Below are 22881 nucleotides of genomic sequence, written 5' to 3' on the forward strand. Positions count from 1 at the left end.
GGGCCGATGTCGTCAAGAAATTCGACAGGTCCTGAGGTCGTCGTCCGTCAATGCCAACCATCCGATTTCGCCTGAACGGCTCCGACACCGCGATCGACGCCGCTTCCGATCAGACGCTGCTCGCAGCGCTTCGCGGCACGCTTGGCCTCACGGGCAGCCATTTCGGCTGCGGCGCCAATGAATGCGGCGCGTGCTACGTCATGGTCGATGGGCACGCACTCGCTTCCTGCGACATGCCGCTGTGGTCGGTGGCCGGCAAGGAAGTCACGACCGTGGAAGGTCTCGGCACGCCCGAACATCCGCATCCGCTGCAGCGTGCCTTCATCGCCGAACAGGCGATGCAATGCGGCTACTGCGTGCCGGGTATTTTGATCAGCGCAGCGGCGCTGCTGCAACGCAGACCGTCACCGACCGAGACGGAAATCAGGGAAGCGCTCGATCGCAACCTCTGCCGCTGCGGCTCGCAAAACCGCATGGTGCGGGCGGTGCTGCGCGCAGCATCGGAAATGGCCGCGCCATGAGCACTTCGCCCCCTGCTCCGCAATTGCCGCCCAGCCTGGCTGCCAATCCAGGGCTGTCGTCCTGGGTGAAATTCACGCCCGATGGACGCGTCGCGATCTCGCCGGGCAAGGTCGAGATCGGCCAGGGCATCGTTACGGCGCTGGCACAGATCGCCGCCGACGAACTCGATGTCGATATCGGCCGGATCGCGATGATCCGTGCCTCAACGGCTGCTAGCCCGAACGAAGGCGTCACCTCGGGCAGCCTCTCGATCCAGCAATCGGGCCGCGCGCTTCGCCAGGTCTGCGCCGAGGTGCGCCGGCTGTTCCTCGCAGCAGCGTCGGAGCGGCTCGGCGTCGAAGCATCGACGCTCGACGTCGATGATGGCACGATGTCCGGACCGGGCAATGTCCGGACCAGCTACTGGGAGCTCGCCAGCGAGGTCTCGCTCGATTGCAGCGCGACCGCGGAAGCGGTCGCGAAGCCGGCCGCCGCGCGCCGCGTTGCCGGGCAATCGATTCAACGGATCGACATTCCCGATAAGGTGTTCGCGCGGCCGCGCTTCATTCACAACACGCCGCTGGCGAACATGCTGCATGGCCGTGTGCTGCGGCCCGAGGTGTCGGACGCAAAGCTCGTCGCGCTCGATGAAGCGGCAACGCGCGCGGTTGGCGGGTTCGTCGCCATCGTGCGGGACGGCAGCTTCGCGGGCGTCGTCAGCGAAACCGAGGACGGCGCCGAGGCTGCGTTGAAAGCTTTGCGCAAGGGCGCAACATGGTCGGCGGGCGAGACGCTGCCGGACGAGGACGATCTGGCTGCGTTCCTGAAGGGCCAGCCGGTCGAGAGCAGGGTCATCGATACGAGAACGGCAGCCGCACCGAAGCAGGTCGCACGCACGATCCGCCGGCAATACACCCGTCCCTATATCGCGCATGCCTCGATCGCACCGTCCTGCGCGATGGCGCAATGGGAGGGAAATCGCGTCCACGTCTGGACGCACAGCCAGGGCGTCTACATGCTACGCGCCGACCTTGCGATCGTGCTCAAGCTGCCGGTCGAGAGCATCACCGTCGAGCACATGGAAGGCGCCGGCTGTTACGGCCACAATGCGGCCGATGACGTTGCGCTCGACGCCGTGCTGCTGGCACGAGCAGCTGGTGGACGTCCTGTGCGAGTGCAATGGTCGCGACACGATGAAATGTCGCTTGCGCCGTTCGGTGCAGCGATGGCAGTCGAGATCGAGGCCGATCTCGACGCGCATAGCGAGATCGTCGGCTGGCGCCACGCGATCTGGAGCAACGGCCATACGGCGCGGCCGGGACGCGCGGCGCAGCCTGCCCTGCTCGCCGCAACAGAGCTCGCAAGGCCCTACCCGCGCCTCATCTCGTCGGACCCTCCAGTGGCCAACGGCGGTGGCAGCGATCGCAACTCCGTTCCACTCTACGACTTGCCCGCCTGGACAATCGAAACCCATCGCCTCCTCACCATGCCCATACGCACCTCGGCGCTGCGGACACTCGGCGCGCAGGGGAATGTGTTCGCGATCGAATCCATGTTCGACGAGATCGCGTCCATCCTCGGTGAAGACCCCGTCCAGTTCAGGCTGCGCCATCTGCGCGACGAGCGCGCCAAGGACGTGATCCGCGCTGTTGCGGCGCGCGCGAAGTGGAAACTGGAAAAGAAGGCCGGCATCGGCTACGGCCTTGGCTTTGCGCGCTACAAGAGCACCGGCGCCTATTGCGCGGCGATTGCCGAGATCGAAGGCGAAGAGGACATTCGCGTCAAGCGGCTGACGCTCGCCGTCGACGTCGGCGAGGCCATCAATCCGGACGGCGTGATCAACCAGATCGAGGGTGGTGCGATCCAGGCCACGAGCTGGGTCTTGAAGGAGCGCGTCCGCTTCGACCGCACGCGCATCACCTCCACGTCCTGGACGGATTACCCGATCCTGACCTTCAGCGAGGTGCCCGCCGTCGACGTCGAGGTCATCGAGCGGCCCGATATCGCGCCGGTCGGCGCCGGCGAAGCCGCGCATGGACCGGTGACGGCGGCGATTGCCAATGCGGTGTTCGATTGCCTCGGCATCCGCGTGCGCGACCTGCCGATCACGCGGGAGAGGCTGATTGCAGCAATGGAGCTTGCATCGTGACGGTGATCCATATTTTGAGCGGCGGCGCGGCACAGGGCCTAGTCGCCCAGCTTGCCGAGACTCTCAAGGCGCAGACCGGGCTCGGCATCGAGTGCGAGTTCGGCGCGGTCGGCCTGATGGCCGACAAGTTGCGTGGGGGCACGCCAGCCGACATCGTCATCCTGACGCGCGCGCTCGTGACAAAGCTTCGCGACGAAGAGTTCGTCGATCCGACCTCGATCGTCGACGTCGGAGTGGTCGAGACGGCGCTTGCGGTGCGCGCCAACGACCCCAAGGTCACCGTCAAGACCGGGTCTGACCTGCGCGACGCGCTGCGTGCGGCCGATGCGATCTTCGTTCCTGACATCAAGGCCTCCACGGCCGGAATTCACGTCGCCAAGACGTTTGACCGGCTCGGCATCACCGACGAGGTTGCGTCTCGCCTCAGAATCTTTCCGAACGGCGCAACCGCGATGCGGCAGCTGGCGGCATCCGATGCCAAACGGCCGATCGGATGCACGCAGGCGACCGAAATCATCGCCACAGAGGGTATTGTGCTGTCCGGCTCGCTGCCGCCGGGACACGAGCTCGCGACGATGTACACAGCGGGTGTGGCGACGCGCGCGGCACATGTCACCGTGGCGCGCGTCCTGATCGAGCTGCTGACGGACGCAGACCGGAGCGAGCTGCGCCGCCGCATGGGCTTTTCCGGCTAGTTTAGACGACGCGTGCTATTTGCTGAGCTTCGTGAGACCGGTCGGCGGTCCGTCCACGGCCGTCCAGCCACCATCAACGAACAACGTGCTGCCACTGACATAGCTTGCGGCATCCGAGGCGAGATAGGCCACCGCAGTTGCGACCTCGTCGGCACTGCTCCAGCGGTTGAAGACGGTGTGCCTGGCATAGAGATCATAGATGTCGGGACGCTGCTTGAACGGACCGGTCAGCGCTGTCTCGGCAATGCTCGGCGCAATCGCGTTGACACGGACGCCGGCATGGCCGACCTCCGAGGCAAAACCCTTCACCAGGAGGCCGATCGCCGCCTTGGTCGATCCGTAGATGCCAAGGCCCGGTTCGATGGTGACTGCGCGCACCGACGAACAGGCGATGATGCTGCCGCCCTTCTGGTCGACCATGATGCGGCCGAAGGCCTGGAAGAACCAGACGGTGCCCTTGACGTTCAGGTTGAGGACGCGGTCGAGATCCTCCTCGGTGTAATCGAGAATGGTCTTGCGGATGTTCAGCCCCGGCGTCGTCACAGCGATGTCGAGCCGCGGGAACTTCTGCATCACGGTCGTGGCCAGCGCATTGACATCCGCGGCGCTCGCAGCATCGCACGCAGCCGCGTCGGCCCAGCCGCCCTTGTCGCGAATGCCAGCGGCGGTCGCTTCCGCTGCGTCAAGCGCACGATCGGCGCAGATGACGCGGGCGCCGAGCCCGGCCAGCGCCTCGGCCGACGATCTGCCGATGCCGGATGCGGCGCCGAGCACGACCGCGGTCTTGCCGGTGAGATCGAAGAGCTTGCGATAGTCCGTCACAGACAGATTCTCCCTGTTGCTGCGACGCAAAATATCGCAAGGCCCGTACGCCGGCCAAGTGCCGGCGTACGCACGGCTGCTATCCCTTGTACCCCATCAGCAGGCGCGGCAGCCAAAGCGAGAAGGCGGGGACGTAGGTCACGAACATGAGCGCTGCGATCAGGGCTGCGTAGAACGGCAGGATGGTGCGCATCACCGCGCCCACGGAGATGCCGCCGATGGCGCAGCCCACGAATTGCGTCGTTCCAACCGGCGGGGTGTTCAGCCCCAGGGCGCAGTTGATCAGCATCAGCATGCCGAACTGCACCGGATCCATGCCCGCTTTCATCGCGATCGGCAGGAAGATCGGGGTGCAGATCAGGATGGTCGCCGCCATGTCCATGAAGGTGCCGAGCAAGAACAGGATGACATTGATGAGCAGAAAGATCATCCAGGGTTCCGAGGACACCTTGTTCATCATGTCGCCGGCGAGGTCGGCTACTTCATAGAGTCCCATCAGATACTGGAACATGGTGGAGACGCCGATCAGCAGCAGCACCACGCCCGTCGTCTTCACCGCCTTGGCCGCGGCCCGCAGGAAGTTCTGCAGGGTCATGGTACGGTAAATGAAGAAGGTCAGCAGGATCGTGTAAGTGACTGCGACGGCTGCGGATTCAGTTGCCGTGAAGACGCCGGACAGGATGCCGGCCAGGATGATGCCGACGATCAGAAGACCCGGCAGGGCGGCCGCGAACGAGCGGAAAACCTCGGCCCAGCCCGGAAACTTGCCGGCCGGATAGCCTCGCTTCACCGCGACTGCGTAGGCGGCAACCAGCATGCACGCCATCAGCACGAGCGCCGGCAAGATGCCGGCGGCGATCAGCGCGCCGATCGATACCTTGCCGCCTGCGGCCAGGGCATAGATGATCATGTTGTGGCTGGTCGGCATCAACGCTCCGACCAGCGAAGCGTGGGTGGTGACGTTGACAGCGTAGTCGGTGTCGAAACCTTCCTTTTTCATCATCGGGATCATCACCGCTCCCATCGCCGACACGTCGGCCACGGGCGAACCGGATACGCCGCCGAACAGCGTGCAGGCGACCACGTTCGACATGCCGAGCCCGCCGCGGATGTGCCCGACGAGGTTCTTGGCAAGCTGCACGATCTTGTCGGCGACGCCGCCATGCAGCATCAGCTCACCGCTGAAGACGAAGAACGGTATGGCGAGGAAGGAGAAGATGTTCATCCCCGACATCATCTGCTGGAAGATGACGGCAACCGGCAGGCCTTCGTAAAGGATGGTGCAAATCGCCGAGAGGCCGATCGCGAAGGCGACCGGCACGCCGAGGATGAGGAAGCCGAAGAAGGTGGCGCCGAGAATGATCAATTCCATGAGGGGACGACCTCTTCGCCGCGCAGGAGAGCAATGATGTGCTCGATTGAAAAGGAAACGATCAGGACGCCCGAGGCGATCAACGGCACGTAGCGGACGACCTCAGGAAGGCCGAGATTGGGAATCTTCACGGTTCCGACCGACGCCCCCAGTATCCAGCCGTTGTAGACCATCGCAATGCCGAACAAGCCCACCAGAACGTGGATCACCAGTTCGATCTTCTCTCGCAAATGATCCGGTAGCATCACCAGCAGACTGTCCATGCCGATATGTCCGGCATCGCGCACGCCGACGGCGGCGCCGATCAGCGTGACATACAGGATCAGAACCAGCGCGAGGTTCTCCGTCCAGGTCGGGCTGGAATTGAGCACGTAACGTCCGAACACCTGGTAGAACACGATGGTGACGATGACGAGCAGTCCGCTCACGGACAGATACATGCCCACGCGGGCGACGGTGGCATTGATCCGCGACAGCAAGCCGGTAGACGGGCGTGCCGCAGCGGCTTCCGGCTCGTGGCTTGCGACGTGTGGGTCTGTCATTCCCGCGTCTCCTTGCGCGTCTCCTTGCGAGGCTCCGGCGTCGCGGGTCGGCGACGCCGGAACCCGGGCGCTCTGTTCTTACTTCGTGTCCTGGATACGCTTGACGAGGCTCTGCAGCTTTTCGTCACCGGCGAACTTCGTGTACACCGGCTTCATCGCATCGACGAATTCCTGCTTGTTGGCGATCGTAACGACCTGGACGCCGGCCGCCTCGACGGTCTTGCGGGACGCCTGCTCGCGCTCGTCCCAGAGCTTGCGCATGACGGGCACCGATTCCTTGGCCGCCTTGCGGATCATCGCCTGATCCTCCTTGCTCAGCGTGTCCCACACCTTCTTGGACATCACGAGAACTTCGGGCGCCAGGGAGTGCTCAGTGACGTTGTAGAACTTGGCTGCCTCGAAATGGCGCGACGACTCATAAGACGGCCAGTTGTTCTCGGCAGCGTCCACCAGGCCGGTCTTGAGAGCAGTATAGACCTCGCCATACGGCATCGGCGTCGGGTTGGCCCCGAGGCTCTGGATCATGCCGACCCAAAGGTCGGATTGCTGGATGCGTATCTTCAAGCCCTTGAGGTCGGCGAGCGACTTGACCGGTGCCTTGACGGTGTAAATGGACCGCGCGCCGCTGTCGTAATAGGCAAGGCCGATCAATCCTGCAGGCTCCATGGCCGCCAGGATCTCATCGCCGATCGGCCCGTCGAGCACGTTACGCATATGCTGCGTGTCCCGGAAGACGAAGGGCAGGCACAACGCGACGGTTTCCGGCACGAAGTTGTTCAACGGCGATGCGTTGATCCGCATCATGTCGAGTGCGCCGATCTTGAGCTGCTCGATGGTATCCTTTTCGGAGCCCAGGGCTCCATTGGGAAACACCTTCACGCCGAGCTTGCCGCCGCTCGCCGTCGCGAGCTGCTTGCCCATGAACTTGACGGCTTCGACAGTCGGATAATCGGCGGGGTGTACGTCGGCAGAGCGGAAATCGCGTGCGGTCGCCAGGGGCGCTGTGACCGCCAGGGCAACGGCGGCGATGATACCGGCTAGTGTCTTCATCTGGTCTTTCCTCCTCAATTGATTATGTCGTCGTTGCGCAGGTGCTGCGGGCCGCCTTAAGGCGCTCCCCTTCAGGGGTGAAGTCAAGCGTCACAAACGCACCACTTTGGTAGGATTTGAGCGACGGAGTCGAGGGAATCCAACCAATGTTTCCGCTTGCCCTGGAAAGTGCAACCGTCATCGCGCCCTCTCCGGCGGGGACCTGCGTGGCAGGTGCCGGCCTCCCTGCAATCGCGCCTCGCCATCGGCCAATGCCGGATGCGAGGTAACGATGCTCGTCGTATCCATGGATGTTCCTCTCGTTTTATGCTCGACCGCTATTGGTTGCGGCTTGGAGGTTCGGACGAGACGGTCGTCCCATTCCTATGCGAACGCGCTGCATCGGCGCGATGTCCGCCAATGTCGTGCCTAGGACGGGCAGCCTTCCGAGTCCAAGCCAAATCCGGCATCGATCAATGCAGGAGTTGCATCGATCGATCAGTCCCTTCAAGATGCTCCGAAGCAGAACGGGACATCTTGAGGGAACGGCCATGCCGCGGAAGCTGATCGACATTTCTGTGCCGTTGCAGAATGACGTGCCGGCCGACCCGCCCGGCAACCATCCGACGATCCAGTACATCGATCATCAGCAGGGCCTGCCGCGCATGCTGCAGTTCTTCGACGGGCTGAAGGCGGAGGATCTGCCTGATGGTCAGGGATGGGCGGTGGAGCAGGTATCGCTATCGACCCACAACGGCACGCATCTCGATGCGCCCTGGCACTTCCATCCCACCATGAATCGCGGCGAGCGCGCCTGGACCATCGACGAGGTGCCGCTGGAGTGGTGCCTGCAGCCCGGCGTGAAGCTCGACTTCCGCCACCTGCCGGACGGCTATGTGGCGACCGCCGACGACGTGGAGAAGGAACTCGAGCGCATCGGGCACACGCTGTCGCCGCTGGAGATCGTCGTCGTCAACACCGGCGCCGGCGCGAAATTCGGGCGCGCCGACTACGTCAATTCAGGCTGCGGCATGGGCTATGAGGCCACGATGTATCTGCTCGAGCGCGGCGTGCGCCTGACCGGCACCGACGGCTGGAGCTGGGACGCGCCGTTCGTCCATACCGCGAAGAGATACGCCGAGACCGGGGATGCGAAGCTGATCTGGGAAGGCCACAAGGCGGGGCGTCACATCGGCTATTGCCATCTCGAGAAACTGCACAATCTGGAGAAGCTGCCGTCGACGGGCTTCACGGTCTCCTGCTTCCCCGTGAAGATCGAGCGCGCCTCGGCAGGCTGGACGCGCGCCGTCGCCATCATCGACGGCTGACACGAACGTTGTCACTCGCCTTCGAGACCGCTTTCGGCGAGCTCGCGCAACGCGTCGATGTCGAGCACGACGATGGCGCCATGCTCGAGGCGGACCCAGCTCCGCGCGGCCCAGGCCCGCAACTGCTTGTTGATGCTCTCGCGGGTCATGCCGACCATCTCGCTGATCTCCTGCTGGGTGATCGCGAGGGTTCCGCTGCCGGAGTCGAGCTTGCGCTCCTCGGTCAGGCCAAGCAGCGCGCTGGCGAGCCGTCCCGGCAGGTTCTGCAGGATCACCTGCTCGACCTGCTGGCTGGTCCAGCGCAGCCGGCCGCAGAGCAGCTCGATGAATTTCATCGCCAGTTCCGGCTGGCCCTTCACGAAGGGGAGGAAGTCCCGACGGTCGATGATGTAGAGCTCGCAATTGGTGTTGGCAGTCGCGTCCGCCGACCGCGGCGCACCATCGAGCACCGCGATCTCGCCAAAAATTTCTCCAGGACCGATCAAATTGAGAATAGCGTTGCGGCCATCTGGCGAAGAAGAGGAAATCTTCACCGTTCCGGAGATGACCGCGAACAGATTGTTGCCGGGATCGCCCTTCGCCGCAATCATCGCGCCGCGCTTGACGGTGGTGTGCTTGGCGTAACGGCAGAGCTGATCGAGCGCCTCCGGCGACAGATCAGCGAAGATCGGATGCTTGCGCAGCACCGACAGTTTGTTACCCGACGATTGCCGGGGATCGCTGGTCTTGTCCTGAGGCACGCCGCCGGACTCCTAAGACTGCGAGGTACTGGAGTTCCTGCGTAGTCAACGTTGCCAGGCTTTTCAACCGGAAACCACATATATGCACTTTTGGACAAGGGGCCAGCAAAGGGACCGCTCCCGCCGTCCAAAATTTGCATCCAGAAGCTGCATCGGCGCGATATGCGCGATGCTGAGTTGCGAATTAACCATGCCGCGGCCATGCACGGACTTCGCCCCGCAGGGCTGGGATGGAGCCAATGCGGCTATGACCCCAACCGCTTCAATGTTTGAGGGCTGTTTCGTTCGACTTGAGCTGGTTGGGCCTCGTTTGGCGGTCCGCCCACGCCAACACCGCCGCGAAAGCGACGAAGACGGTCACAACGGCAATGGTCATCAACAGCGCATCGGTCGGCATGGTGGCTCTCCCCCTTAGCTCTCATCAACCTAGGCATTATGCGCGGCGGCTGATTGCCGTCGTTGATCGCGATCAAAAATCAGCGATCACCATGGAAAGAGGTCTCTCAGGCTGCCGCCAGGGCCTCGGCGCGCGCCGGATCGAGCAGGCTGATACCGCCATGAATGATCTCGATCACACCGACGCGCTCGAGCTTGGTGAAGGTGCGGCTGACCGTTTCGATGGTCAGTCCGAGATAGTCGGCGATGTCCTGGCGGCTCATCGGCAACGGCACCGTGTTCGACGGCCCGTTGAGCGGCATCAGGCGCTCGCGCCAGGTCAGGAAAAAGGTCGCGACCTTCTCCTCCGCCGAACGGCGTCCGAGCAGGACCATGTGGTCGCGGGCCTGGCTCAATTCGCGCACCGCGAGTTCGTTGATGCGGCGCAGGAGATGCGGCCTCTCCTCGATGAAACGGCCGAACGCGGCCTTGGCGAACTGGCAGACCGTCACTGGGCCGATCGCGTCCGCAGAGAAGTTGTGGCGACCGGAGACATTCATCCCGAGAAAGTCGCCCGGCAGCGCGAAACCGACGATTTGCCGCCGCCCATCCGGCAACAGCTTGTAGAGCCTCATCACACCTTCGAGAAGGTTGTAGAAGGACGTCGTGATGTCTTCTTCGGAGAAGACCGTCTCGCCGGCGGTAAAATGCACGCGGCGTCCCAGATGCTCGAACTCCCTGAGTTCAGCCGCATCGAGCGAAGCGCAGACGCTGAACTCGCGTATCGAACACTCCTTGCAGAAGTGCCCGTTGGGTTCGATTGCAACCAGGGAAGACTTCATCCATCGCTCCAGCCAAGCGCCGCTCTCTTCGGCACTAAGCCGGGTCTGCCGCGCATCGGCATTTTACTGCCTTGTCACAAACGCAGTTGACCCAGATCAATTTTGCCGGGCGTCGCCTTCGTATTCTCTGTGCCGCGCCCTTCGAGACCAATCCTTCCATGCTGCAATTCGCGCTTCGTCAGATCCTGATCGCGCTTCTTTTGGCGACGCCAGCCCTCGCCGCCTCCAAGCCCGAGCAACGCGGCGAGGCCTACGCCCGCGCCAATTGCGCGCGCTGCCATGCCATCGATCGCAGGTCGGAAAGCCCGCTGAAGATTGCCCCGCCATTCAGGACGTTGCATCAACGCTACCCGATCGAGACGCTCGGAGAGGCGCTCGCGGAGGGCATCTACACCGGCCACGCCGACATGCCCGCCTTCGAGCTCGATCCCGACCAGATCCACGATCTCCTGTCTTATCTGAAGACGCTGGAATAGCGTCTGCTAGACCGACTGCACGGTCCAGCCGATCAGCTCCTTTGCAATCCGCGCAAACGCGGCGTTGAAGGCCTCGACCGCGGCAGCCGGCTCGATCTTGTCGAGGTTCTCGCTCGCCTCCAGCAGGCGCGAGGCGATCACCTTGCCGTTCTTGTCGACGATCCTCGCCGAAAGGCCGATCTCGGCAACCGGGTCACCGTCCGTCGCAATCCGGAAGCGCCTGATGTCGATCAGGAGTTGATGGTCCGCCTGACCGATGTCGCTCGTCCGCAACGGGGCGTGCGCGATGTCGTAATTCTCGAAACTGTCAATGAGCCTCGCCTGCAGAAGCTTGGGAATGCTGTCGGCCCAGAGGAACTCGGCAAAGCCGGGATAGTCACCGGTCGGCGAGAACAGCATCCGCTGTGTCTGCAACATCGCGACCGCGGTCGGCTCGGGAATCGCAAGCTGCTCCGAAAGCATCTTGCCCACAGGACCGATATTTTGCGGGGCGCGGAGATCATAGGTGATCTTCTGGGCGGGAGCAGCACCGCCTGTCATCTTCTCCAATCCCGCGACAATACCGTCGAGCTTGCCGGTGTTGCGCGCAAGCCCTTCCGAGAAGGTCTTGAAATTGGCGATCGTATCCTTGAGCGGACCGGAGTTCTCTTCCAGCACCGAATCCACTCGGCGCAGAGCGTCGCGCGCCGCCTGGGTCATGCTCTGTCCGGCACCGGCATCGGCGATCAGCACCGGCATCTCGCCCGGCTTTGCGACGATCATGCCGCCTTCCAGCGCCACCACCGGCACGCCGGTCAGACCCTGGAAATCGAGCCCGACCTTGGTGTCGGCGCGCACCGGCGTGACGGAGGCCACCGAGATCGTCGCATTGACGAAGCGCGGATTGTCCGGCGCCAGCGCAAGCGCGGTGACCTCGCCGACGCGGATGCCGTTGAACAGCACGCCGGCGCCGACCAGAAGGCCCGGTACCGGTCCCTGGAACTGCACGTGGTAGCTCGTGCGCGGCCCGATGCCGCCGGTGTTGTTCAGCCAGTAGATGAAGCCGAAGACCGCGAGAATCGCAGCCATCACGAAGGCGCCGATCAGGACGTAGGGAGCGCGGGTTTCCATGTCTCATCTCATTTGGGGTTGCAGCATCTGGGAGCGCTTGCCATGGAAATAGGCTCGCACCCAGGGATGCTCAGATTGAAGCAGCTCGCGCATCGGCCCGATGGCCACGATCTTTCCGTCTGCGAGCGCCGCGACACGGTCGCAGACGGTCGTAAGACTGGCGAGATCATGGGTGACCATGAATACGGTGAGCCCCAACGTCTTCTGGAGCGTCTTGATCAAGGCATCGAAATCGCCGGCCGCGATCGGGTCGAGGCCGGAGGTCGGCTCGTCCAGGAACAGGATCGGCGGGTCGAGTGCCAGAGCGCGCGCCAGCGCCACGCGTTTGGTCATGCCGCCGGATAGTTCTGCCGGATATTTGTCGCCGTCCTGTGGCCGCAACCCAACCATCTCGAGCTTTGCGGTCGCGATCTCGTCCATCAATTCCTGCGACAGGACGAGATTTTCGCGGAGCGGAAACTGGATGTTCTGCCGCACCGTCAGCGACGAGAACAGCGCACCCTGCTGAAACAAGATGCCCCATTGGTTCGCGACGCTCTGGGTGCTGCGGTCGTGCGTGGCGCCGATCGGCTGCCCCATCACGTCGATATCACCGCTCCGGCGTGGGATCAGGCCGATGATGGTGCGCATGAGCACCGACTTGCCGCCGCCGGATGCGCCAACCAGCCCGAGGATCTCGCCGCGGCGGACATCGAGCGAGAGATGATCGAGCACGATCTGGCGGCCGAATCCGACCACGAGATCGCGGACGCGAATCGCGAACTCCTGAGAAGCATCAGCCATCGTCACATTCCGATCGAGGCAAAGAAGATCGCAAACAGGCCGTCGAGCACGATGACGAGGAAGATCGACTTCACAACTGAGGTCGTCGTCTGCTTGCCCAGCGACTCGGCGCTGCCCTTCACCCGCAATCCCTCGCTGCAGGCAACAATGCCGATCACCAGCGCCATGAACGGCGCCTTGAGGATGCCGACCTCGAAATGGGTGATCGAGATCGCCTCATGCAACCGCGCAAGATAGATCGCCGGCCCCATGTCACCGTAGAACTGCGCGACGAGGCCGCCGCCATAGAGCGCGGCAATCGATCCGATGAAGGCCAGGATCGGCAGCGCGATGACGAGCGCCATCACGCGCGGCAGGATCAGCACGTCGACCGGATCGAGCCCCATGGTCGAGAGCGCATCGATCTCCTCGCGCATCTTCATCGAGCCGAGCTCGGCGGTATAGGCGCTGCCCGACCGCCCGGCGACCATGATGGCGACGATCAGGACGCCGAGCTCGCGCAGCACCAGAATGCCGACCATGTCGACGGTATATGACTCGGCGCCGAACCTGCGGAAATGAAAAAAGCCCTGCTGCGCGATGATCGCACCGATCAGGAAGGTGATGAGCATGATGATCGGGATCGCCTGCCAGCCGATGCGGTAGAGCTGGTAGACCAGCGAGGTCAGCCGCAACGATCGTGGCCGCCGCACGACGCCGATCAAGGCCATGAACAGCGCACCCAGCATTTGCAGGAAGATCGCGATATCTTCCCGCGCCCCGACCGTCGCCCTGCCGAGATCGTTCAACCGCAGCAAAGCCGGGTTGGGTACCGGCGCGGGCGCCGGATTGTGGCGATTGACCTGACGAACCTCATCCATGAGGCCGCTGTAATTGTCGGCAACGCCGACGATCTCGGCGGCGCTGCCCGTCGACGGGCTCCGGCGGGACAGCTTCTCCAGCAGCCACGCACCGAGCGTGTCGAGCTCGCTCACCTCGCTCATGTCCAGCTTCACGGCCTTCGACCGATCGACGTCGGCCTTCACCGATTGCGACAGCGATTCGAGCTTGATGACATTGGCTGCGGTCCACGGCCCGGCCGGCCGCAGCTCGAGCACATCGCCGGACGGCATCGCCGCCAACAGGGGTTCAGCGTTCAAGATCACATCCTCCTCGGGACGACCGGTCCCAAGCTAGCATGCGTTTCTAGGCCGGCGCATGGCAGCGCGCTTGACCTGCCTCAAACAGACCATTCTGTCATTCCGGAGCCCGAGCGGAGCGAGGGAGCCCGGAAATCCATCGGGCCGCAGAAGACGTGGGTGACTGGATTCTCAGATGCGCAATTGCGCATCATAGCTCGCGACTTCGTCGCGCTCCGGAATGACATCCAGTGAACCAGACGTCAGAGACACCGCACTAGAGTTTCAGCCGTACGTCGCAGATATCAGGCTCGACCGGGTCCGGCTTCACTTCGAAGCCGAGCTGTCGGCACATGTCGAGCATCACGATGTTCTCCTGCAGCACATCGCCCGATATGACCTTCAGTCCTTCCGTCCTCGCATATTCGATAATCAGCTGCATCAGGACCCATCCGAGTCCCCTGCCCTTCAGGTCGGACCGCAGCAGGATAGCGTACTCTCCGTTCTCATAGATCGAGTCCGAATGGATGCGGACCACGCCGACCATGTCGCCGGTCGCCTCGTCGAAGGCGATGAAGGCCATGGCGCGGGCATAGTCGAGCTGGGTCAGACGCGCGATGAACTGATGGGTGAACTCCTTCATTGGCGCGAAGAAGCGCAGGCGGAGGTCGTGCGGCGTCACATGCCGTAGGAATTCGTGAATGGTCGGCTCGTCCTCGGGACGCATCGGCCGCACGAAGATGCGCCAGCCCTCCTTGAGCTCGAGGTGGCGCTCCCATTGCGACGGATAGGCGCGGACGGCAAAATTGCCGGGCCCTGAGCCCGCGAACTTTCGCTGCGGCGCCCCGACGGCGATGCGCGCATCGACCGCCGTCACCCCGGTTTCATCCGCAAGCAGCGGATTGATGTCCAGTTCGCGGATCTCGGGAATGTCAGCGGACATCTGCGCGAGCTTGACCAGCACCATGGCGACCGCGTCCTGCTTGACCGCCGGCACGTCGCGATAGGCGCGCAGCAGGCGCGAGACGCGGGTGAGCTCGATCAGATCTCGAGCGAGCTGCAGATCGAGCGGCGGCAGCGCCAACGCCTTGTCATTGATGATCTCGACCGCGGTACCGCCCCGCCCGAAGACGACGACGGTGCCGAAGGTCGGATCGTCGGCAAGTCCGAGGATGATCTCGCGCGCCTTCGCCTTCACGACCATGGCTTGCACGATGACGCCTGAAATACGCGCCTCGGGCCGCAGCTTCCTCGCCCGGGCCAGAATGTCCGCGGCGGCCGCACGCACGGCGTCGGGCGTGGTCAGATTGAGGACGACGCCGCCGACGTCGGACTTGTGCACGATGTCGCGTGACAGGATCTTGAGCACGACGGTCGCGCCTTGTGCGAACATCTCCTTGGCATAGGCAACCGCCTGCTCGACGTCGGCGGCCGCATAGGTCGGCACCATGGTGATATCGTAGGCCCCGAGCAGCCGCTTGATCTCGACCGGCTCGAGCCATTTGCGACCGTCGGCGATGGCGGCCCTCACGATCTCTCTGGCAGCCTCAACGTCGGGCGCAAACGTGTCGGGCATCGCCGGCGGCACCTGCGTGAGCTCCTCGACCAGCTCGCGATGTCGCACCAGGTGCATGAAGCCGCGCACCGCATCGTCCTCCGTCGGGTAGTTGGGAATGCCGGCGCTTGAGAGCGTCTCGACGATCGTCTGGTCAGCCCCAACCCAGGCAGCGAGTACCGGCTTGGCCCAGCTGCGATGCTGCTCGCGGTATTTCTTGAGGAGCTCGGTGACCGTGGTCGCGATTTCGGAAGCGGACGCGATCGCGGTCTGGACGTTGAGAACCAGCACGGCGTCGTTGCCGGGATCGGCGAGAAGCACCTCGAGCGCTGCCGCATAGCGCGCGGCATCGGCATCGCCGACGATATCGACGGGATTTGCACCCGACCAGGTCGGCGGCAGCACCGCGTCGAGATTCTGTCGCGTCTCCGGCGTCATGGGCGCGGGAATGCCGCCGAGTTCGACGAGGCGATCGACCGCGAGAACGCCGATACCGCCGCCATTGGTGAGAATAGCGAGCCGCTTTCCGCTCGGCGATTCGACGCGCCCGAGCGTCTCCGCACAGTCGAACAGCTCGCGCAAATCGGACACGCGCAGGATGCCGGCACGGCGGAACGCCGCGTCGTAAACGGCATCTGCGCCGGCAAGCGCACCGGTATGCGTCGCGGCCGCGCGCGCGCCTTGCGCCATGCGGCCGGACTTCACGACGACCACCGGCTTCACCCGCGCCGCGGCGCGCGCCGCCGACATGAATTTCCGCGCGTCCTTGATGGCCTCGATATAGAGCAGGATCGCGCGCGTCTTGTGGTCGAGCGCGAAGTAGTCGAGGAGATCGGCGATATCCACGTCGAGCTGGTCGCCGATCGAGACGATCCCGGAGAAGCCGACGCCGCGCTGCGCTGCCCAATCCACCATGCCGGCGGCGATCGCGCCCGACTGCGAAATCAGCGCCAGGCTTCCTGCACCGGGCATATGCGCGGAGAAGCTCGCGTTCAGGCTCACGCCGGGCATCATGATCCCCAGGCAATTGGGACCGATCAGCCGCATGCCGTACCTTTGGGCCGCGAGGAGCGCCGCCTCTTCAAGGGATCCCGGCCCATGCCCGAGGCCCGCGGTCACGATCAGCGCGCCCGCCGAGCCGCGGCGACCGGCCTGCTCGATGATGCCGGGAACCTCGCTCGCCGGCGCGGTAATTGCAACCAGCTCCGGCACGAATGGCAGCTTGTCGAGACTGTCCACGGCGGGAACGCCGGCGATCTCGGCATAGCGCGAGTTCACCAGCCCCAGTTCGCCCGCAAAGCGCGCCTTGCGGATGTTTTCCAGAACCGCACGACCCACCGACACGTGGCGCGGGCTGGCTCCGACGAGCGCCACCGATCGGGGCGACAGCAAATTCTTCAGACGATAGGTCGACATGTCGCAATCATTCACTCGGCGCCAGGCCACGTGCTTGGAACCCGGCCATGACGGATGGCTGAAGCACCTAAAGCGCGATGAGATTGGTATGAAACGTCATCGCGCCTTAGGTTGTTGCTTGAGCATGATCTTTTCGGAAAACCGTTTCACTTCTCCGGATCATGCTCAGTGCGACATCATAACCCAACAGGGTGGCTCGCCGATGACGGTCTTGGTCACGCCGCCCCAGACGATCTCGTTCAGGCGGGAATGGTGGTAGGCCCCCATGACGATCGCATCGATGGCGTGCTCACGTGCCCAGCTTCCGAGCACCTTGCCGATCGAGCTGCCGTCGATCCTGACGGTTTCAAAGGACGCAGTGACTCCGTGCTCCCTGAGATGGTCGACGAGGCCCGCCCCGGATTTCCTGACGTCGTCGGTCGCGTCATCCGTCACCGTGATGATCCGAACCGAGGTAGCCGCCTGGAGGATCGGCAGGGCATCGCCGACGGCTCGCGCCGCGGGCGCGGAACGGTCCCACGCGATCATGATGTTCTCGAATTCAACCCGCAGCTTGTCGGCATGCGCTTCGGGACATAGCCAAAGAGGCCGCCCGGATTCGAAAATCAACTGCTCGATCAGGCGTTCCGAACGGCTGTCGTTCCCCTTGACCGGGACCAGCGTGAGATCGCTGTAACGCGCGCGCTCCGCCACCGCCGACGCAATCGTCTCCGCCTCCAATTTGTGCAACTGGCCGTCGGCCCGAACGTTCAAGCGGGATGCCGCAGTCCTGAATACATTCAGCAGGTCCTGGACCCCCGTCACACTGCGCACGGCATGAGCCTGCGCCGCATTGTCCAGGTCCGACGAGATCACCACCTTCGGCCGGACGAGAATATCCTCCTCCACGGCGAACGCAGTGATCTTCGCACCGAGATTGGCGGCTGCCGCCACGCATGTCTCGATCGCGGCCAGTGCCGGCTTACTCGGTTCACCAACAAGCGGCAGAAAGACGTCCTTGATCGGCATCGGAATTCTCCTCTGTCGGTCAAGATATACCGCCTCGCCGCCCGCCCCTTGATCCTCGTCAAGGCCATGGGCGGTCCGGCAAGCCGACGACTTGATGGGCGTCAAGGACTTGCCGTGTTCACACGCTAGGATCGATATGATCCCTGCGATGGGTTCGGGAGAGACTGATGCGTGCGATGGTGCTGCCCGGCCCACGAGCGCGGCTGCGGATGGATGAACGGCCCGATCCGATCCCCGGCGACGGCCAGATCCGGGTGAAGGTCAGTGCCTGCGGTGTCTGCCGTACGGACCTTCATGTGGTTGACGGCGAGCTGCCTGATATCCGTTATCCGATTGTCCCCGGTCATGAGATCGTCGGCCGCGTCGATCTCATCGGGCCCGTCGTGACCACGCATCGGCTAGGGGATCGCGTCGGCATCCCCTGGCTCGGCTACACCTGCGGCACCTGCCGGTTCTGCCGCGAAGGCATGGAAAATCTCTGCGATCATCCGTTGTTCACGGGCTGCACGCGCGACGGTGGCTACGCGACGCATGCCATTGCCGATGCACGCTACGCATTTCCGCTTGGCGAGGATGGCGACGATGTCGCGATCGCGCCGCTGCTATGCGCGGGCCTGATCGGCTGGCGTTCGCTTGTGATGGCAGGACACGCGAAAAGGCTCGGGATCTATGGCTTCGGAGCCGCCGGCCACATCGTCGCCCAGGTCGCAGTTTGGCAGGGGCGATCGGTCTACGGCTTTACGCGCCGCGGCGACATTGCGGCACAGGATTTTGCGCGCAAGCTCGGCGCCGTCTGGGCTGCGGCATCGGACGAGCTGCCTGATGCCCCACTCGATGCTGCCATCATCTACGCACCTGCCGGCGAGCTCGTGCCGGCCGCCTTGCGTGCGGTCCGCAAAGGCGGCCGCGTGGTTTGCGCCGGCATTCACATGAGCGACATTCCGAGCTTCCCCTACAACCTGCTCTGGGAGGAACGGCAGCTGCTTTCCGTCGCCAACCTGACCCGCCAGGATGGATTGGATTTTCTGAAGATTGCGCCGCAGGCCGGCGTCCGGACCGAGACGACCGTCTTTGCGTTGAGCGAGGCCAACGAGGTTCTGGACAGACTGCGGGGCGGGCAGATCCTGGGAGCGGCCGTGCTGCGGCCTTGACGATATCGCCACATGACGCCCTCTCACTCAGACACTTCGACCCAAGAGCAGATCTTCGCATTCCTGACCGATCCGACGACGCATCCGGGCGTCACGCGGATCGATACGCATGCGGCCTCGGTTTTTCTCGACGGCAACCGCGCACTGAAGATCAAGCGGGCGGTCCGCTTTCCCTTCCTCGACTATTCGACGCTGGAGAAGAGAAAGGCAGCCTGCGAGGAGGAAATCAGAATCAACCAACCGCTGGCGCCGCAGATCTACCGGCGCGTGGTCGCGATCACGGAGGAGCGTGACGGCTCGCTAAGGATTGAAGGAGAAGGTCCGGCAATCGAGTTCGCCGTGGAGATGATCCGCTTCGACGAAAACCGGACGCTGGATCATCTCGCACAAGCCGGCCCACTGGATCCGCATCTCGCGACAGGCATCGCCGATGCGATCGCAGCCTCGCACGCGATCGCAGCGCGCGTCGAGGCACCTCGCTGGATCGGAAAGATCCCGGCGCTGATCGACGGAAATAGCGAGGGTCTGCGGCGCGGCGGCCATGTCTCGACGACCGAGATCGACGAATTGGCACGGGCTTCACACGACGCATTTGTGCGCGTTCGTGAGCTACTCGAGGATCGTGGACGCCGGGGCTTCGTGCGACGCTGCCACGGCGATCTGCATCTGGGAAACATCGTGCTGATCGACAATCAGCCAACGCTGTTCGACGCGATCGAGTTCGATCCGGAGATGGCTTCGATCGACGTTCTCTATGACCTTGGTTTCACGCTGATGGACCTGCTGCACTATGAGCAGCAATCGGCAGCAAATATGGTCTTCAATCGCTACCTCGTCACGACGGAAGCCGAAAACGCCGACGCGCTTGGCGCGCTTCCTCTATTCATGTCCATCCGCGCAGCGATCCGCGCCCACGTGCTGCTCGCGAAGCTGGCACGGCCTCACGCCGATCAGACCGGGATCATCGAAGATGCGCGTCGCTACTTTCGCCTGGCCCAGGTGCTGATCAGTCCCCCGGCTCCCCGCTTGATCGCGGTCGGTGGCCTTTCGGGGACTGGAAAATCGCTGCTCGCGCGCATGCTCGCTCCCCTCGTCCCGCCACAGCCGGGTGCCGTCGTGCTGCGCAGCGACGTCGTGCGAAAACAGCTGTTCGGGGTCCAGGAAACAGACCGGCTGCCGCAATCTGCCTATCATCCCGACGTCACCGCGCGGGTCTATGATGCCCTGGCCGAGCGCGCGCGGCGCGTTCTGGCACAGGGGCATTCGGTCATCGTCGATGCGGTCTTTGCGCAGCAGTCCGAGCGGAGCGAGGTGGCTGCATTGGCGCGGGCGTGCAACGTCCCTCTGAGTGGGTTCTTCCTGGTTGCGGACCTGGCAACGCGCCAGGCGCGTATCGGCAGCCGGCGGGACGACGCATCAGACGCAACGCGAGAGGTTGCCGAGCTTCAGGAGCGCTATAATATCGGCGACCTGGACTGGAGGATCATCGACGCCTCAGGAACACCAGAGCAGACGCGCGACCGTTGCCGGACGGGGATGGCGGGGGACAGGTAAGCAGGACGATGGCGCGACGCACCACGACACCGGAGGCCCCCGCCCGCGTCAAGCCGGCATCGGCACGGAGCACCTCGCCGGCCCGCCTCAGTGCCGGAATGGCCTGCGATACCGCATTTCGAATCGTAGCCCGTCGTCACCTCAATGCGGTCATTTCCCAGCACGAGGGAACATGCAGCGGCGATCCCGACGCCCTTCACCAGATTCGCATCGCGCTCACGCATCTTCGCACCGCCATCCGTTTCTTTTCTCCCATGGTCGACGACACCGTGCGGCCGGTCGTCTGGACCGAGCTGAAATGGCTGCACAGGCAACTCGGCATGGTGCGCGATCTCGATGTCGCGATCGAGCGAATTGTCGCTGCCAGCGGCGAAGAACTCGCCCTGATTGCCCAGCTTCAGTTGTGGCAGGAGAAACGGGCCGAAAGCCATCGTATTCTGGCGCGAGCGCTGCAATCGGCCCGCTGTCGCCGCCTCATCGAGCAGACATCCGGCTGGATCGAGAGCGGGCCCTGGTCAACCAGACGAACCAAGGAGGCCATCAGATTGCGCCGGGCTTCGCTCGCCGAACACGCCGCGCAGCAGCTGGCGGCGTGGGAAAGGATCCTTCTTAAGAAGTCGCGCAAGCTCGACGAGCTCGGCGTGAAGAAGCGGCATCGCTTGCGGCTTCGCAACAAGCGACTGACCTACGCGATCGAGTCCCTCGAAGACCTGTTCGTCGATGAGTCGCTTGAGAAGCAGAAGGCCATTCTCAAACAGTTGCGCCGGGCACAACGCAGCCTTGGGCAGCTCAACGACGACGCAAGAGGCCGTGCGCTTGCCAGGGCGCTCAATGGTGAGGGGTCGGCCGTCAGCCTCCACTTCCTCGGTCGCAAGCGCGAGAAGAAACTGCTGCAGACGGCGGCGACCGCCTATAGGAAACTCGACAAGGCGAAGCCTTTTCGAGCCTCCGGATTGACGCTCGGCACGGAGCCTGCCGACTAGGTCAGGACGTAATCGCCAGGCGCATCTGGCAGATGATCGACATTGCCGAGCCCCATGCGAGGCGGTTCGCAGAGGTCGCCGGACCGCGCGAGGAGCCATCTGGTCCATTCCGGCCACCACGACCCCTCGACACGCGGCGCGAGTTCGACCCATTCGTCACGGCCGACATAGGGCGCGTCTGCCGCCTTGGTCATCACCTGATAGCTGTGCCCGGGCTCGCCAGGCGGCGCAACGATGCCGGCGTTGTGGCCGCCGCTGGCCAAGAGGAAGGTCACGTCGGCATCGACCTGATAGTGAATCTTGTAGACCGATCGCCAGGGCGCCACGTGATCCCTCAGCGTGCCGACCACGAACATCTGCGCGTGAATATCCGACAATGCGATGTTGCGCCCGTCGACGTGATAGCGTCCCTCCGCCAGATCGTTGTCGAGGAACAGCTGACGCAGATATTCCGAATGCATCCGATATGGCAGACGCGTGGCATCTGCATTCCAGGCCATCAGATCGCTCGGCGGCGCGCGCTCGCCCAGCAGATAGTCGTGGGACAGCCGCGACCAGATCAGATCGTTCGAGCGCAGAAGCTGAAAGGCGCCGGCCATCTGCGTGGTGTCGAGATAGCCGCGCTCCCACATCATGTCCTCGAGGAATGCGACCTGGCTCTCGTTGGTGAACAGCGTCAGCTCGCCCGCTTCGGTAAAATCCGTTTGCGCGGCCAGCAATGTGATGGACTTCAAGCGATTGTCACCGTCGCGCGCCATCGCGGCGGCGGTGATCGACAGCAGGGTTCCCCCAAGGCAGTAGCCGAGAGCATGGACCTTCCGGCGCGGCTGAATGCACGCGATCGCATCAAGCGCTGCCTTCACACCCAGCTTCCGATAATCGTCGAAGGCAACGTCGCGGTCGCCGGCGCCCGGATTGCGCCACGAGATCGCGAACACGGTAAAGCCCTCTCCGGTGAGATACTTCACCAGTGAATTCTGTGGCGACAGATCGAGGATATAGTACTTCATGATCCAGGCCGGAACGATCAGCACCGGTTCGGGCCGGACCTTCTCGGTGGTCGGGTGATACTGGATCAACTCCATCAATTCGTTGCGGTAGACCACCTTTCCCGCCGAGGCCGCCACCGTCTTGCCGACAGCGAACTGGCCATCACCGGCCAACTTGTTGGCGGAACGCATCCGCAGAAAGTCGCTCCACCAATTCTGCCAACCAAACACGAAATTCTGGCCGCCACTCCGAAAGGCCCTTTGCAGCACTTCAGGATTGGTCGCGACGAAGTTCGACGGCGCCAGCATGTCGAGAACCTGGCGCACGGAGAACTCCACGACC

Annotated in this window: 21 protein-coding genes; 8 read left to right on the plus strand and 13 right to left on the minus strand. The window is 63.7% G+C overall.

Annotation, left to right across the window (positions count from 1 at the left end):
- Window positions 1-50 precede the first annotated feature (50 nt).
- Genes Q2941_RS43970 through Q2941_RS43980 form a run of 3 tightly spaced genes read left to right on the plus strand, consistent with a single transcriptional unit; the run spans window position 51 to window position 3345 of the window.
- Window positions 51-521: a (2Fe-2S)-binding protein gene (locus Q2941_RS43970; protein ID WP_254111537.1), complete on the plus strand. Its 471-nt coding sequence runs from the start codon at window positions 51-53 to the stop codon at window positions 519-521.
- Window positions 518-2650, plus strand: coding sequence for a xanthine dehydrogenase family protein molybdopterin-binding subunit (locus Q2941_RS43975; protein WP_458196445.1), 2133 nt, complete (start codon window positions 518-520; stop codon window positions 2648-2650). Before Q2941_RS43970 ends, Q2941_RS43975 begins: the two co-directional genes overlap by 4 nt.
- Complete coding sequence (locus Q2941_RS43980; protein ID WP_458196446.1) at window positions 2647-3345, plus strand: molybdate ABC transporter substrate-binding protein; 699 nt, start codon at window positions 2647-2649, stop codon at window positions 3343-3345. The genes Q2941_RS43975 and Q2941_RS43980 overlap by 4 nt, the downstream gene beginning before the upstream one ends.
- 15 nt (window positions 3346-3360) lie before the next feature.
- Here the strand turns inward: Q2941_RS43980 and Q2941_RS43985 are convergent, their stop codons facing one another.
- From Q2941_RS43985 to Q2941_RS44000, 4 genes are all read right to left on the minus strand, one after another.
- Complete coding sequence (locus Q2941_RS43985) at window positions 3361-4167, minus strand: SDR family NAD(P)-dependent oxidoreductase (protein ID WP_458196447.1); 807 nt, start codon at window positions 4165-4167, stop codon at window positions 3361-3363.
- Between the two features lie 79 nt (window positions 4168-4246).
- Window positions 4247-5539: a TRAP transporter large permease gene (locus Q2941_RS43990; RefSeq protein ID WP_027528479.1), complete on the minus strand. Its 1293-nt coding sequence runs from the start codon at window positions 5537-5539 to the stop codon at window positions 4247-4249.
- Entirely contained in the window at window positions 5530-6081 is a 552-nt protein-coding gene (locus Q2941_RS43995; protein ID WP_254111533.1) for a TRAP transporter small permease, read from the minus strand. Before Q2941_RS43995 ends, Q2941_RS43990 begins: the two co-directional genes overlap by 10 nt.
- A gap of 78 nt (window positions 6082-6159) precedes the next feature.
- Window positions 6160-7131: a TRAP transporter substrate-binding protein gene (locus Q2941_RS44000; protein WP_458196448.1), complete on the minus strand. Its 972-nt coding sequence runs from the start codon at window positions 7129-7131 to the stop codon at window positions 6160-6162.
- Between the two features lie 530 nt (window positions 7132-7661).
- On the opposite strand from Q2941_RS44000, the gene Q2941_RS44005 reads away from it, so the two are divergent.
- Window positions 7662-8438, plus strand: a complete 777-nt coding sequence (locus tag Q2941_RS44005; protein WP_458196449.1) for a cyclase family protein — start codon at window positions 7662-7664, stop codon at window positions 8436-8438.
- A gap of 11 nt (window positions 8439-8449) precedes the next feature.
- Here the strand turns inward: Q2941_RS44005 and Q2941_RS44010 are convergent, their stop codons facing one another.
- The 3 genes from Q2941_RS44010 to Q2941_RS44020 all read right to left on the minus strand — a co-directional run bounded on the left by Q2941_RS44010 (window position 8450) and on the right by Q2941_RS44020 (window position 10395).
- Complete coding sequence (locus Q2941_RS44010; protein WP_027528475.1) at window positions 8450-9178, minus strand: Crp/Fnr family transcriptional regulator; 729 nt, start codon at window positions 9176-9178, stop codon at window positions 8450-8452.
- A 262-nt stretch (window positions 9179-9440) separates the two neighbouring features.
- Entirely contained in the window at window positions 9441-9575 is a 135-nt protein-coding gene (locus Q2941_RS44015; RefSeq protein WP_256375347.1) for a hypothetical protein, read from the minus strand.
- 106 nt (window positions 9576-9681) lie between these two features.
- Entirely contained in the window at window positions 9682-10395 is a 714-nt protein-coding gene (locus tag Q2941_RS44020; RefSeq protein ID WP_254111530.1) for a Crp/Fnr family transcriptional regulator, read from the minus strand.
- Window positions 10396-10553: 158 nt separating this feature from the next.
- Here Q2941_RS44020 and Q2941_RS44025 point away from each other — a divergent pair, with 158 nt between their 5' ends.
- Window positions 10554-10871 carry a c-type cytochrome gene (locus Q2941_RS44025; protein ID WP_027528473.1) on the plus strand — a complete coding sequence of 106 codons (318 nt, stop codon included), beginning with the start codon at window positions 10554-10556 and terminating at the stop codon, window positions 10869-10871.
- A 6-nt stretch (window positions 10872-10877) separates the two neighbouring features.
- Here the strand turns inward: Q2941_RS44025 and Q2941_RS44030 are convergent, their stop codons facing one another.
- The 5 genes from Q2941_RS44030 to Q2941_RS44050 all read right to left on the minus strand — a co-directional run bounded on the left by Q2941_RS44030 (window position 10878) and on the right by Q2941_RS44050 (window position 17861).
- The gene (locus Q2941_RS44030; RefSeq protein WP_458196451.1) at window positions 10878-11981 is read right to left on the minus strand and encodes an ABC-type transport auxiliary lipoprotein family protein; all 1104 of its coding nucleotides are present in this window, start codon (window positions 11979-11981) and stop codon (window positions 10878-10880) included.
- A gap of 3 nt (window positions 11982-11984) precedes the next feature.
- Window positions 11985-12764 carry an ABC transporter ATP-binding protein gene (locus tag Q2941_RS44035; RefSeq protein ID WP_254111528.1) on the minus strand — a complete coding sequence of 260 codons (780 nt, stop codon included), beginning with the start codon at window positions 12762-12764 and terminating at the stop codon, window positions 11985-11987.
- Window positions 12765-12766: 2 nt separating this feature from the next.
- The gene (locus tag Q2941_RS44040; RefSeq protein WP_458196452.1) at window positions 12767-13903 is read right to left on the minus strand and encodes an MlaE family ABC transporter permease; all 1137 of its coding nucleotides are present in this window, start codon (window positions 13901-13903) and stop codon (window positions 12767-12769) included.
- A gap of 256 nt (window positions 13904-14159) precedes the next feature.
- The gene (locus Q2941_RS44045; RefSeq protein ID WP_458196453.1) at window positions 14160-16853 is read right to left on the minus strand and encodes a bifunctional acetate--CoA ligase family protein/GNAT family N-acetyltransferase; all 2694 of its coding nucleotides are present in this window, start codon (window positions 16851-16853) and stop codon (window positions 14160-14162) included.
- A gap of 165 nt (window positions 16854-17018) precedes the next feature.
- Window positions 17019-17861: a universal stress protein gene (locus Q2941_RS44050; protein WP_458196458.1), complete on the minus strand. Its 843-nt coding sequence runs from the start codon at window positions 17859-17861 to the stop codon at window positions 17019-17021.
- 167 nt (window positions 17862-18028) lie between these two features.
- Here Q2941_RS44050 and Q2941_RS44055 point away from each other — a divergent pair, with 167 nt between their 5' ends.
- The 3 genes from Q2941_RS44055 to Q2941_RS44065 are packed head-to-tail and all read left to right on the plus strand — an operon-like array spanning window position 18029 to window position 21549.
- A complete protein-coding gene (locus tag Q2941_RS44055) occupies window positions 18029-19012 on the plus strand; it encodes a zinc-dependent alcohol dehydrogenase family protein (RefSeq protein ID WP_458196454.1) in 984 nt (327 codons plus the stop codon).
- Between the two features lie 12 nt (window positions 19013-19024).
- Complete coding sequence (locus Q2941_RS44060; RefSeq protein WP_458196455.1) at window positions 19025-20566, plus strand: bifunctional aminoglycoside phosphotransferase/ATP-binding protein; 1542 nt, start codon at window positions 19025-19027, stop codon at window positions 20564-20566.
- Window positions 20567-20574: 8 nt separating this feature from the next.
- Window positions 20575-21549, plus strand: a complete 975-nt coding sequence (locus Q2941_RS44065; RefSeq protein WP_458196456.1) for a CHAD domain-containing protein — start codon at window positions 20575-20577, stop codon at window positions 21547-21549.
- Here the strand turns inward: Q2941_RS44065 and Q2941_RS44070 are convergent.
- The coding region (locus tag Q2941_RS44070; protein ID WP_458196457.1) for a PHA/PHB synthase family protein at window positions 21546-22881 on the minus strand (1336 nt) is incomplete at its 5' end. The genes Q2941_RS44065 and Q2941_RS44070 overlap by 4 nt on opposite strands.

The organism is Bradyrhizobium sp. UFLA05-153 (assembly GCF_054185185.1).

Coding starts and splice junctions, on each gene's coding strand:
- Q2941_RS43970 (WP_254111537.1), top strand. CDS start 51: ATGCCAACCATCCGATTTCGCCTGAACGGCTCCGACACCGCGATCGAC.
- Q2941_RS43975 (WP_458196445.1), top strand. CDS start 518: ATGAGCACTTCGCCCCCTGCTCCGCAATTGCCGCCCAGCCTGGCTGCC.
- Q2941_RS43990 (WP_027528479.1), bottom strand. CDS start 5,539: ATGGAATTGATCATTCTCGGCGCCACCTTCTTCGGCTTCCTCATCCTC.
- Q2941_RS43995 (WP_254111533.1), bottom strand. CDS start 6,081: ATGACAGACCCACACGTCGCAAGCCACGAGCCGGAAGCCGCTGCGGCA.
- Q2941_RS44000 (WP_458196448.1), bottom strand. CDS start 7,131: ATGAAGACACTAGCCGGTATCATCGCCGCCGTTGCCCTGGCGGTCACA.
- Q2941_RS44005 (WP_458196449.1), top strand. CDS start 7,662: ATGCCGCGGAAGCTGATCGACATTTCTGTGCCGTTGCAGAATGACGTG.
- Q2941_RS44015 (WP_256375347.1), bottom strand. CDS start 9,575: ATGCCGACCGATGCGCTGTTGATGACCATTGCCGTTGTGACCGTCTTC.
- Q2941_RS44020 (WP_254111530.1), bottom strand. CDS start 10,395: ATGAAGTCTTCCCTGGTTGCAATCGAACCCAACGGGCACTTCTGCAAG.
- Q2941_RS44025 (WP_027528473.1), top strand. CDS start 10,554: ATGCTGCAATTCGCGCTTCGTCAGATCCTGATCGCGCTTCTTTTGGCG.
- Q2941_RS44030 (WP_458196451.1), bottom strand. CDS start 11,981: ATGGAAACCCGCGCTCCCTACGTCCTGATCGGCGCCTTCGTGATGGCT.
- Q2941_RS44035 (WP_254111528.1), bottom strand. CDS start 12,764: ATGGCTGATGCTTCTCAGGAGTTCGCGATTCGCGTCCGCGATCTCGTG.
- Q2941_RS44045 (WP_458196453.1), bottom strand. CDS start 16,853: ATGTCGACCTATCGTCTGAAGAATTTGCTGTCGCCCCGATCGGTGGCG.
- Q2941_RS44050 (WP_458196458.1), bottom strand. CDS start 17,861: ATGCCGATCAAGGACGTCTTTCTGCCGCTTGTTGGTGAACCGAGTAAG.
- Q2941_RS44055 (WP_458196454.1), top strand. CDS start 18,029: ATGCGTGCGATGGTGCTGCCCGGCCCACGAGCGCGGCTGCGGATGGAT.
- Q2941_RS44060 (WP_458196455.1), top strand. CDS start 19,025: ATGACGCCCTCTCACTCAGACACTTCGACCCAAGAGCAGATCTTCGCA.
- Q2941_RS44065 (WP_458196456.1), top strand. CDS start 20,575: ATGGCGCGACGCACCACGACACCGGAGGCCCCCGCCCGCGTCAAGCCG.